Source organism: Anaerosalibacter massiliensis (assembly GCF_024623155.1).
Lineage (GTDB): Bacteria > Bacillota > Clostridia > Tissierellales > Sporanaerobacteraceae > Anaerosalibacter > Anaerosalibacter massiliensis.
Window position 1 is genome coordinate 164,266 of sequence record NZ_JANJZL010000001.1, and the last position, 12,351, is coordinate 176,616.

At 26.9% G+C, this 12,351-nt stretch carries 11 protein-coding genes and 1 pseudogene; 11 read left to right on the forward strand and 1 reads right to left on the reverse strand.

From position 1 onward, the window contains the following. Nucleotides 1–39 precede the first annotated feature (39 nt). The 4 genes from NSA23_RS16575 to NSA23_RS01035 all read left to right on the forward strand — a co-directional run bounded on the left by NSA23_RS16575 (nt 40) and on the right by NSA23_RS01035 (nt 3,086). Nucleotides 40–1,116, forward strand: coding sequence for a peptidoglycan-binding protein (locus NSA23_RS16575; RefSeq protein WP_147524990.1), 1,077 nt, complete (start codon nt 40–42; stop codon nt 1,114–1,116). 499 nt (nt 1,117–1,615) lie between these two features. Next, entirely contained in the window at nt 1,616–2,269 is a 654-nt protein-coding gene (locus NSA23_RS01025) for a type II toxin-antitoxin system HicA family toxin (protein WP_222704779.1), read from the forward strand. 18 nt (nt 2,270–2,287) lie between these two features. After that, nucleotides 2,288–2,578: a type II toxin-antitoxin system HicB family antitoxin gene (locus NSA23_RS01030; protein WP_050069810.1), complete on the forward strand. Its 291-nt coding sequence runs from the start codon at nt 2,288–2,290 to the stop codon at nt 2,576–2,578. A 382-nt stretch (nt 2,579–2,960) separates the two neighbouring features. After that, nucleotides 2,961–3,086 carry a hypothetical protein gene (locus NSA23_RS01035; protein WP_257490054.1) on the forward strand — a complete coding sequence of 42 codons (126 nt, stop codon included), beginning with the start codon at nt 2,961–2,963 and terminating at the stop codon, nt 3,084–3,086. Between the two features lie 309 nt (nt 3,087–3,395). On the opposite strand, the gene NSA23_RS01040 is transcribed toward NSA23_RS01035, so the two are convergent. After that, complete coding sequence (locus tag NSA23_RS01040; RefSeq protein WP_081915233.1) at nt 3,396–3,821, reverse strand: helix-turn-helix domain-containing protein; 426 nt, start codon at nt 3,819–3,821, stop codon at nt 3,396–3,398. A 21-nt stretch (nt 3,822–3,842) separates the two neighbouring features. On the opposite strand from NSA23_RS01040, the pseudogene NSA23_RS01045 reads away from it, so the two are divergent. The 7 genes and pseudogenes from NSA23_RS01045 to hfq form a co-directional block, all read left to right on the forward strand. Next, nucleotides 3,843–4,112: pseudogene (locus NSA23_RS01045) on the forward strand (GspE/PulE family protein); the annotation flags it as partial. A gap of 525 nt (nt 4,113–4,637) precedes the next feature. Beyond that, the gene (locus tag NSA23_RS01050; protein ID WP_050069809.1) at nt 4,638–4,943 is read left to right on the forward strand and encodes a DUF6483 family protein; all 306 of its coding nucleotides are present in this window, start codon (nt 4,638–4,640) and stop codon (nt 4,941–4,943) included. 245 nt (nt 4,944–5,188) lie between these two features. Next, nucleotides 5,189–6,556, forward strand: a complete 1,368-nt coding sequence (miaB, locus tag NSA23_RS01055) for a tRNA (N6-isopentenyl adenosine(37)-C2)-methylthiotransferase MiaB (RefSeq protein ID WP_438357571.1) — start codon at nt 5,189–5,191, stop codon at nt 6,554–6,556. A 33-nt stretch (nt 6,557–6,589) separates the two neighbouring features. Next, a complete protein-coding gene (mutS, locus tag NSA23_RS01060; RefSeq protein ID WP_097668033.1) occupies nt 6,590–9,238 on the forward strand; it encodes a DNA mismatch repair protein MutS in 2,649 nt (882 codons plus the stop codon). Nucleotides 9,239–9,250: 12 nt separating this feature from the next. Further along, nucleotides 9,251–11,122 carry a DNA mismatch repair endonuclease MutL gene (gene mutL / locus NSA23_RS01065; protein ID WP_042681859.1) on the forward strand — a complete coding sequence of 624 codons (1,872 nt, stop codon included), beginning with the start codon at nt 9,251–9,253 and terminating at the stop codon, nt 11,120–11,122. Nucleotides 11,123–11,134: 12 nt separating this feature from the next. Then, a complete protein-coding gene (gene miaA / locus NSA23_RS01070) occupies nt 11,135–12,112 on the forward strand; it encodes a tRNA (adenosine(37)-N6)-dimethylallyltransferase MiaA (RefSeq protein ID WP_042681857.1) in 978 nt (325 codons plus the stop codon). After that, nucleotides 12,102–12,341, forward strand: coding sequence for an RNA chaperone Hfq (hfq, locus tag NSA23_RS01075; RefSeq protein ID WP_042681855.1), 240 nt, complete (start codon nt 12,102–12,104; stop codon nt 12,339–12,341). Before miaA ends, hfq begins: the two co-directional genes overlap by 11 nt. The last annotated feature ends 10 nt before the right edge of the window (nt 12,342–12,351 follow it).

Consider the following 12,351-nt stretch of genomic DNA (forward strand, 5'->3'; position numbering starts at 1 on the left):
GTTGATCAACTTATTAATGAACTTAAAAACTATAATCATGTGGAGCTTCATGTACATCATACATGGAGACCAGATCATTTAAATTGGAGACAAAGACCTGATGCCCAATACTGGCAAAATAGTATGAGAAACTACCATGTAAACACTCTAGGATGGGAAGATATAGGACAACATGTTACATTAACACCAGATGGAAAATTTATAACTGGTAGGAGCTTTGGGAGACAACCTGCAAGTATAAAAGGCTATAATTCAATTAATGGTGGAATACCTTTTATGGTTGAAATGCTTGGAAACTTTGATATTGGTAATGATAAATTTGAAGGATCTCAAAAAGCTAGTATATTAAAATTAGCAAAATGGTTTGATGATAGAGGTAAATATATTAGATTTCATAGAGAAAATGCTTCTAAAACTTGTCCTGGAACTGGTATAGATAAAGCTCAATTTATGAGAGAAGTAAGAGGGCAAATTTCAAGTGGAGATGGTGAACCTAATAATAATACATCTACAGTATTGAAAATAGGTAGTAGAGGAACAGAAGTAAGATATTTACAAATGAACCTTAACGGTTTAGGATACAAAGGGGTATCTATAGATGGAATTTATGGTGCAGGCACAGCAGATGCAGTAAGAAGATTTCAAGCAGCTTATGGACTATCTACTGATGGAATAGCAGGACCCAATACACTAAATAAAATGAATTCTATAATAAGAGGATTACAGAGTAACTTAAATAAACTAGGATATAATGTAGGAAGTATTGATGGAGTCTTTGGTAATAGTACTAAAAATGCAGTAATAGCTTTTCAAAGAGATAATGGATTTACGGCAGATGGAATACCTGGTAAGAATACTTTTTCCAAAATAGAAGAAGCTATAAAAAATAAAGATTCAAATAATAACAAACTATATAGAGTACAAACTGGTGCTTTCAGTAATAAGGGTAATGCTCAAAAGTTAGTTAATGAATTAAAATCAAAAGGATATGATGCTATAATAGTGAAAGATGGAGGGCTGTATAAAGTTCAAACTGGTGCATTTAGTAAGAGGGGAAGTGGGGACAACCTAGTTGCACAATTAAAGAAAGATGGATTTGAAGCAATAGTTTTATAAATTTTTATGACCTGGTGTAGTGCCAGGTCTTTTTTATTTTTTGAGAAAGTGTTATAAAAGATAATATATAGTGAATTACCCATCTGTAGTGTCTGAGATTTTTAGATTCTTGGAGATGTGTTTTTAATATGACATAATTTAGTTTAGATTTAAATTAGTATAAATTAGTGTATGGAGATTTAGCCAATACGCATAATAAAGATGAAGAGCTAAGATAAGATGTTTAAATATCACGTTGAAGTTTGTGATTGGAATGTATAATCAATATTTAAAAGGAATTGAGGTTTTATGGTGTGGAAATAGGTGATTTAATAAATATGAGTATTGAAGATGTAATAAGAGATGATTTAGAAAAAGTAATTAATTATTTTAAATTATAAATTTTTTCTATAATCAAATGAGTTATTATAAAAAAATATTTTGCTTGAATTTAATTGTTGTATGCATTATATTTTATGTATGGTATTTAATTAATGTTAGGTAGGAGAGTAGAAGTATAATGAAAAATTATAAAAAATTTATAAGTTTTACTTTGGTTTTTTGTATAATGCTAACATCTTTTAGTAGTTTTTCTTTTGCATCAGAGGATGATTCTACAAGTGATTACATTATATTGGAGGATGGTACAAAGTTAACAGAGGATGAATTTATTAATTACTTAGAAACAATTGATTATGCAATTAAAATTGATGATTCAAATGGTGAAATTGATATTAATTCTAATTTATATGGTAATTCTAATAATGGTTTAATGAGGGCTGCTAGTGTTGGCATTGAACTTCCTAGTGCCATGGCGTCGTTATTAGCAGGTACTTGGTATATACCTGGAGTTGGTAAGGTAGTTTTAGTTGCAGTCGGAGGTGGACTTGCAATATATTATGGTGGTAAGCTTATAACAAAGGGCCACAAATTATATAATAGTATTGTTAATTTTATAAAAAAGAAGGCTAAAAATTCTAAGCCAACAGGTAGAAAGGTTAAAGATGTGCATCAAAGATTGAAAAAAGAAGGTTTTAAAAAAGTTCGCCAGAAAGGAAGCCATGAAACATGGAAAAAAGGAAAGAAGACAGTACAGGTACCTAATCATGGAAAAAATCATGAAATACCAATAGGCACTTTAAGGAATATTTGGAAACAAGCTGGTTGGATATAAGCGAAGGAAGGGATAATTATGAAAATAGGATATTATGCTATCTTTAATTATGATGAATATGATGAATATGGAATATCAATATCATTTCCAGATTTACCAGAGTGTATAAGTTGTGCTAAAACATATGATGAAGGAATTTTAATGGCCACGGAAGCATTAGAATTAGCTACCTTTGAAAAAAAAGTCCATGAGATGCCAAAGGTAACTCCATTAGAAGATATTAATTTAAGTGATAAAGAAAAAGCGGTTTTTATATCATATAATACTGAAGACTTAGATTTATCAACATTTATATTTTATGATGAATAAAATGTTAATATAGAAAGTAAAACTTTAACTCTAAATAAATATGATAATGGAGAACATTTTTTTAAAAGTTAAAAATTTAGCATATATAGAATTTATTAAGTTAATGAGTTACTTTAGGAGTACATATCTTTAGAGCCTGAGCCTAGGCTCTTTTTCTTATTTTAGCTAAACTTGTACAAAACTGACCTCCTATTTTCCTTGTAGGACATTTATTTTAACTTTAGTAATACAATTCATCCTAATCAGATTAAAACATTATATAAGCTAAATATAGGCTTTAAAATCAATTGGACATCTTTACCACAAATAAAAAAGGATTTTGATATTATTTGTAGAATATAAGATATAGGGAAGAAAAAGATAAGTAAAAGGAAGTATTACAATGAGAGAAAAATATATTAATACTTATAATATAATATATGGAGTTTTTATCATAATTTCAGCAGTTATTCATTTAATAACTTTAATCACTGATTATAATTATAATCAGTATAATAATGAATCTTAGTTCTATAGTTATCTGTTTGAAATTAGGTAAGAAATTGTTTAAAAAAGAAAACATTAATATTTTAATTAATTTATTAAGTAGTATAATATTTCAATTTTTATTTTATGCAAGATTTAAATCTATTTAAATTTAAATAAGAAGATATAAGAAAAGGGGATTTTACCCCCTTTTTTTATATCTCACCAGCCACCATTTTATTAATTGCTAAGTGGTTTGCGACATATCTAAATATTTTTTATAAAAATAAAGTTATCAAAAATAGAATCACAAATCAATAAGGATCTATTTAGAGATTCTTATTTATATTTTTTAAAATAACCTATTTTTAATTTTATTGAATGTATTTCTGGCCATAAAACTACCTTTTTCCCAACTTGAATAAGATGCATAAGATACACCTAGTTTTTCTTCTAGTTCTTCAACTCTAAGAAGTTTTCTCCACTCTTTTAAATAATCAGTATAATTTTCAGATAACACAAAATTATAATAATCATCTTCAAAATATTTAACATCTACATCCAGGACATTAACTATTTTTTTCATAACGTTAGAAGTAGGAACAGCATTGTTTGATTCATAACTATAAATTGTATTTTTACTAACTCCGCACAGGTTACCCAATTCTTCAGCAGTAAGTCCTTTTATATTTCTCTGCTTTCTTATTTTCTCTCCTAAGGTCCTTTCAGGATAATTTTCATATCTATAAGAATCACTTAATTGTTCATATAAAACTATCCCAGTACTATTCCGACCGCTACTGGAAGCGGCAAGACAACTACTTTATATTCAATATTGAGAGAATTAAATAGTATGGAAAAAAATATAATTACTATAGAAGATCCTGTTGAATATAAGTTAAAAGGCATAAATCAAGTTCAGGTAAATAATAAAACAGGTCTTACTTTTACTAATGGTTTAAGACCTATATTAAGACAAGATCCAGATATAATAATGGTTGGAGAAATTAGAGATTCTGAAACTGCTAAAATAGTTATAAGATCTGCTATAACTGGATATTTAGTTATGATTGGTCTTTTTTACATCAATTATATATAAGGTTGGACTATGTTTAATAATTATATTTAAGTTGTTAAATAATTAAATTTTTAATTTGACTTTAAAATATATGCGATAGCTCAATATTTAATGTTATAATCATAGTTAAGTCATACTTTTATAACTAATTTTGTTTTTAGACTAAAAAATTTTACCAGAAAGTGATAACTTTTTTCTTTTGACAATTATTGTTTACTCAATGCTCTAAATATATTAGAATTTAATTTAGATAGTACTAATGAACATATGGAAACAAAAAGGGACTTTATCTATTTATTTCTACAACATAGATAAAAAATAATCCTATATGAAAAAGGGATTCATGCATAAATTCTCTGATTATAGGCAAGCCTGCAGCAACAAGTATGCCATTGGATTGTATCGTATAGGCTTAAATGTGGGAATAGAGGTTATTATTGAAGGGGATTAGTAATTGCATTATATAACTATGATTATTTTTTCGATCTTCTTTATCCATAGAAAGGATGTGTTTATATGTATCAGCAGGATTATATAATGAGATTGATAAAAGAAATAATAAATTTTTTAGCAAAAATTTTTCTACATATTGAAGATAAAGATGAGGTATATTATGATTTATTATATGAAAATGAAAATTCTCAAACCGATTATCTTCATAAAGAATTATTAAAATTAATAGAATTAGGTAAAATAAATGAAGCTGAAAATCTATTATTTGAAAAACTAGATATGAGCAATAAAAAACATATAGAATTAGCTTTAGATTTTTACAATCTAATAAGCTCGGATTTTGTATTTTATTTTGCTAATCTCACATAAAATTGACCTCCTATTCTCCTTGTAGATGGTTTATTTAATACTAGCAATACAATTACATTCTAATTAGATTAAAAAATCCAATATTTAAATTAAAAAGACCTGGTGTAAAGCCAGGTCTTTTTTTATATAGTTGTATGGTATAATATATATCATTGAACTATAAACACTGAGGAGGAAAAATAATGAATAAGAGAAAAAATATAAATATAGATATTAATAGTGAAGAGTTAAAACAACAGCATTATATGGAGCAAGTAAAACAATGGAATGATGAATACTTTGAGAAAACAAGCAGGAGAAGGAAACATCTCACTGTAACTTATGGTTGTCAAATGAACGAACATGATTCAGAGGAAATATCATGGATATTAGAAAGCATGGGATATTCTCCTGCAGATAATAAAGAAGATAGTGATTTAATTATTTACAATACATGTTCAGTAAGAGAAAATGCCGATTTAAAAGTTTATGGACAGTTAGGAGCGTTGAAAGCTCTTAAAAGAGAAAAGCCTGATATCACTATAGCTGTATGTGGATGTATGAGCCAACAAGAAAGTGTACGAAATTTTATAATGGATAAATTTAAACATGTAGATATAATATTTGGCACAAATAATATTTATAAATTGCCCCAATTAATAAATAGTCATCTGCAAACAGGAGAAACTATAGTGGATATAATTGAAGAAAGTCGTGAAATTGTAGAAAATATAGATGCTAACCGAAAATACAACTTTAAAGCTTTTGTAGATATTATGTATGGTTGCAATAATTTTTGTAGCTATTGTATAGTTCCTTATACTAGGGGTAGAGAAAAGAGTAGAATTCCTGAAAACATATTAAAAGAGATAGAATTATTAGCTCAAAAAGGATACAAAGAAATCACCCTTTTAGGACAAAATGTGAACTCTTATGGTAAAAACCTTGAGACACCTTATACTTTTGCTCAACTGTTAAGAGATATAAATGAAGTTGATGGTATTGAGAGAATAAGATTCATGACATCTCACCCTAAGGATTTGTCAGATGAACTTATACATGCTATGAGAGATTGTGATAAAGTATGTAAACATCTACATTTGCCAGTTCAATCTGGTAGTGATAAAATATTAAGGAATATGAATAGAAAATATACTAAGGAAAAATATTTAAAACTTGTAGAAAAAATTAAAAGGGAAATACCCAATATTGTATTAACCACTGATATAATTGTAGGTTTCCCTGGTGAAACAGAAGAAGATTTTAAAGAAACTTTGGATTTAGTAAAAAAAGTAAAATATGATTCAGCTTATACTTTTTTATACTCTATGAGAGAAGGTACTATTGCTGCAAAACATGAAGAACAAGTTCCAGATAATATAAAACATGAAAGATTTCAAAGACTTTTAGATACTTTATATCCTATCTTTTATGAAAGCAACAAAAATTATATGAACAAAATTGTAAAAGTATTAGTTGAAGATATAAGTAAAAATGATGAAAGTATGTTAAATGGCAGAACTGATTCTAGCAAATTAGTACACTTTAAGGGCGATAAAGATCTAATTGGAACCTTTGTAAATGTAAAAATAACTGATGTAAAAACTTTCACATTGGAAGGTCATATAGTCTAGAACCTTTTTTCTATTTCTATTGGAGGGATTAATTTGAAAGATTTAACACCAATGATGAAACAATATATAAATATTAAAGATAAATATAAAGATTGTATTCTTTTTTTTAGACTTGGAGATTTTTATGAAATGTTTTTTGATGATGCTAGTATAGCTGCTAAAGAATTAGAGATTACATTAACTAAAAGAGAAATTGGAAATAAAAAAAAGGCACCTATGTGTGGAGTGCCTTATCATGCAGCTGATTCATATATCTCTAAACTTATAAAAAAAGGTTATAAAGTAGCTATTTGTGAACAATTAGAAGATCCTTCAGAAGCAAAAGGTATTGTTGAAAGAGATGTAGTTAGGGTTGTTACACCAGGAACGATAACAGACTTAAAAGCACTAGATGAGAAATCTAATAATTTTCTTGCAAGTATATATTTAGGAGATAAAGGAGTAGGGTTATCCTATGTAGATATTTCTACCGGTGAGTTTTATACTACCGAATACTATGGTAACACAAAGGACAATACAAATTTTATAATTGATGAGTTAGGAAAGACTATACCATCTGAGGTAATGTTAAGCGAAAGATTATTTCAAAATAAAAAAATAATGAAAATAATAGAAAATAATATAAACCCTCATATAGAAGTATATGATGATTCTGAGTATGAATTAAGTGATTGTATAGAGAAAATAGAAAAACATTTTGGATCTAATTCTATTACAAAATTTGAACTTAATAATAAGAATTATTCCATTATATCTATATGGATATTATTATCTTATTTATTTAAAACTCAGAAAACAACTTTAGAACATATAAATAAGATTTTCTTTTACTCAGTTAAAAATTATATGTTTTTAGATATTAATACTAGAATAAATCTAGAGATAAATGAAACAATTCGGGGTAAAGAAAAAAAAGGTTCTCTTATGTGGCTTTTAGATAATACTTCTACGGCAATGGGTGGGAGACTTCTAAAAAAATGGCTAGAGCAACCCTTAGTAGCTAGAGATAAAATTGAATATAGACTTGAAATAGTAGAGAATTTTATAGAAGATATTATGCTCATGGATGAAGTAAAAAATTCATTAAAAAATATATACGATTTAGAACGAATTATGAGTAAAATTATATATGGAAGTTGTAATGCTAGGGATTTAATTTCATTAAAGAACTCTCTTAGTGAATTGCCTAAGTTAAAACAGACACTTATTAATTCAGATAGTATAGGATTAACAGATTTAGGAAATAAAATTGATCCATTAGACGATATCTTCTCCTTAATAGATAAATCTATAACAGATGAACCACCTATATCGGTGCGAGAAGGAGGAATTATTAAAGCTGAATTTGATGATCGATTAAAAGAGCTTAGAGAAGCAGCAATAAAGGGTAAAGAATGGTTAGCAAATTTAGAAGAACAAGAAAAGAAAAAAACAGGAATTAAGACATTAAAAGTTAGTTATAATAAAGTTTTCGGTTATTTTATTGAAGTATCAAAGTCTTATTTAAAATTGGTTCCTAATAATTATATTAGAAAACAAACTTTAGCTAATTCAGAAAGGTATTTTGTTCCTGAATTAAAGGAAATGGAAGCTAAAATATTAGGAGCAGAAGAAAGAATGGTAGACTTAGAATATAATCTCTTTATAAATATTAGAAATAAAATAAAAAGTGAAGTTGAGCGGATCCAAAAAGTAAGCAGAATAATATCTAAAGTTGATGTTTTGAATTCTTTTGCTCAAGTAGCTTATAAGAATAATTACGTTAGGCCTAAATTAAATAATAATGGTATTATAGATATAAGAAATGGAAGGCATCCTGTGGTAGAAAAAACTCTAAAAGAAAACTCCTTTGTACCAAATGATACCTATTTAGATAATAAAGAAAATAGAACTATAATTATTACAGGACCTAATATGGCTGGAAAGTCCACATATATGAGACAAGTAGCTTTGATAACACTAATGGCCCAAGTAGGAAGCTTTATACCAGCAGATGAAGGGAATATTGGAGTAGTAGATAGGATATTTACTAGAATTGGTGCTTCTGATAATTTAGCTCAGGGTGAAAGTACTTTTATGGTTGAGATGAACGAAGTTTCAAATATTATTAAAAATGCAACTGAAAATAGTCTAATTATATTAGATGAGGTAGGTAGAGGTACAAGCACTTTCGATGGACTAAGTATTGCTTGGTCTGTAATAGAATACATTAATGAAAATATAAGAGCAAAAACATTATTTGCCACTCATTATCACGAATTAACCCAGTTGGAAAATGAACTTGAGGGTATTAAAAATTATACAATTTTAGTTGAAGAAAAGGGAAAAGAAATTATATTTTTGAGAAAGATAGTTAAGGGTAGTACTGATAAGAGTTATGGGATAGAAGTAGCTAGACTTGCTGGTATCAATCAGGATATTATAAATAGGGCTGATGAAATTTTAAACAATATTGAAAGGAATGAAAAGCCTAGGGAATATATAGAAATAAAAAATGAAAATCATAATGATAATGATAATGATAATGAAAAAAAGAAAAATAATCTAAAACAATTAGATTTATTTCAATATAAAAGTGAAGAATTTATAAACAAAGTAAAAGATTTAGATATAATTAAATTAACACCAATGGAAGCTATGAATATATTGTATAATATGGTTGAGGAGGCTAAGAACCTCTAAGGAGAGGAGAAAATGAATAATAGAATAAAGATTCTAGATGAATCAACTATTGCTAAAATTGCAGCTGGTGAAATAATCGAAAACCCAGCTTCTATTGTAAAAGAGTTAGTTGAAAACTCTATTGATGCAAGTTCAAATAATATAGTTATAGAAATAAAAAATGGAGGAAAAACTTATATAAGAATAACGGATGATGGTATTGGCATGAATGAAGATGAAGTTGAGTATGCATTTTTAAGACATTCTACTAGCAAAATTTCAACTGCTGAGGATTTATTAAATATACATTCATTAGGGTTTAGAGGAGAAGCACTTGCAAGTATTTCTATGACTACTAAGATGGAAACACTTACACGTAGTAAGGATTCTAATAAAGGTATAAGAATATTTTTGAAAGAGGGTGAAATATTAAAAAAAGAAACAATAGGCTGTCCTTTAGGAACTACAATGATAGCAAAAGATTTATTTTATAATATTCCTGTAAGGAAAAAGTTCTTAAAAAGCGATTTAGCAGAATCAAATCATATAAGTGATGTAATTTATAAAATAGCTTTAGGAAATCCTAATGTTTCTTTTAAATATATTAAAGATAATAAAATAGTATTAAAAACCCCTGGTAAAAACAATATAAAATCTAATATATACTCTATACTAGGAAAAGACTTTATAGAAAATCTATTAGAAATTAATTATTCTGACAATAAATTATCAGTAAAAGGATATATATCTAAAAATGATTTCTACAGAGGAAATAGAGGACATCAATATATATTTGTCAATGGTAGATGGATTAAAAATATTCAACTAACTAAGACTATTGAAAGATGTTACAAGTCCTTAATACCAATTAATAGGTTCCCTATTTTTATATTGTTCATTGAAATTAATCCAAGTTTAATAGATGTAAACATACATCCTACAAAACAAGAAATAAGATTTTCTAATCAAAATGAAATAAATAATATAATAGAAGGATTAGTAGATAAAATATTAAAGGAAACCATGTCTATCCCGAAAGTAAAAATAGAAGGTAAAAAAGATAATATTGTTGAAGAAGTTAATTTTTTAGATTTAAACAAAGAAGAAGAAGAACCTATAGACAATATTAAAATATATGAAAAAACTAATTCCTTTGAAAATAAAGAAGATCTAAATAGTGAAACCATGCTTAGATCTATTTCTTTTAAAGCAGAATCTCCTTTGGAGAAAAAAGAGGTAAAAGAGCAGATAGATAAGGAAGAAAATAAACAGTTTGAGAAAGTATCAGACTGTGAATATGAAAAAGAAGAATTAAATGATGTGTTTAAAAATACTAAATTGGTGGGTATATTATTCAGCACCTATATTATTTTAGAAAATACATTAGATAATTATTTTTATCTTATAGATCAACATGCAGCCCATGAAAGAGTAAAATATGAACAATATAAAGGGGAATATGAAAGAGAAAATATTACTATTCAATCTTTATTATCTCCAGAAATCATTCAATTGACAAATAAAGAACTATCTATTGTTGAAGATAATAAAGATTTATTTCATAATTTAGGGTTTGATATTGAAGAATTTGGATTAAATAGTATAGCTATACGAGGAGTGCCTTTAATTTTTGGAAAACCTCAGATAAAGAAATTGTTTTTTGATATACTAGATAATATAAAAAACAATTTAAATACTAATTATGATGTAAAACTAGAAAAAATAATGAAAATGGCATGTACAAATGCTATAAAGGCAGGAGATAAAATTACAAAACCGGAAATTGAAGAATTGTTAAAACAACTTACAAAACTAAATAACCCATATACATGTCCTCATGGTAGGCCAGTTATAATAAAGATAACAAAGAGAGATTTAGAGAAAAAATTCAAAAGAATTATTTAAAGGATGATTGGTATGACAAAAAAGATACCTCTAGTTATACTAGTAGGACCAACTGCTATAGGTAAAACAGAAGTATCGATAGAAATAGCAAAAAAATTAAATGGAGAAATTATTTCAGCTGATTCTGCTCAGATATATAAATACATGAATATAGGAACTGCAAAAATTAAAGAAGAAGAAAAGGAGGGAATTCCTCATTATTTAATAGACATAGTTAATCCTGATGAAGAATTTACTGTAGCAGACTATAAAGAATTGGCTACTAAATATATTGAAGATATTTATAACAGGGGTAAGACTCCAATAGTTGTAGGAGGGACAGGACTATATGTAAATTCTTTAGTATATGATTTGAATTTTATTGATGTTCCTCCTAGAGATGAATTTAGAGAAAAGTGCAATAAAATAGCTGATGAATATGGTAATAAATATATATATAATAAACTCAAAGAAATAGATCCTAATTCTTCGAATAGAATTAATGTAAATGATAGAAAAAGAATAATACGTGCATTAGAAGTATATAATGAAACTGGTAAACCTATGTCAAGATTTTATAAGGATTCAAGAAAATGTAATGAAAAGTATAATGTAATTATAATGGGATTGACCATGGAAAGAAAAGTTCTATATAATAGAATTAATTCAAGAGTAGACAAAATGATAGAAGAAGGTCTAATAGAAGAGGTTAAACAAATATTAGACATGGGATATAGTGAAGAACTTAATTCGCTAAAAGCTTTAGGATATAAGGAAATAATCCTTTATTTAAAAGGAGAAAAGACTTTAGATGAAACGCTGACTTTATTAAAAAGAGATACAAGAAGATTTGCAAAAAGGCAATTAACATGGTTTAGAAAAGATGAAAAAATAAAGTGGATTAATTTAGATGACTTCAAAAATAAATATGAAGTTATAAATTATATTATAAAATATATAAAGGGTGAATTAAATTTAATAAATAAAGGAGGGAAATATTTTGAAAGGTAGTATGAATTTACAAGATATGTTTTTGAATATGGCAAGAAAGGATAGTGTAGATATAACAGTTTTTTTAGTTAATGGTTATCAATTAAAAGGTACTGTTAAGGGATTTGACAATTACACAATAATATTAGAAAGTGAAGGAAAACAACAACTTATTTATAAGCATGCTATATCTACGATTGTGCCTAGTAAAACCATTAATTATATAAACCGAAATATAGAACAAGAATAGATTTAGACAA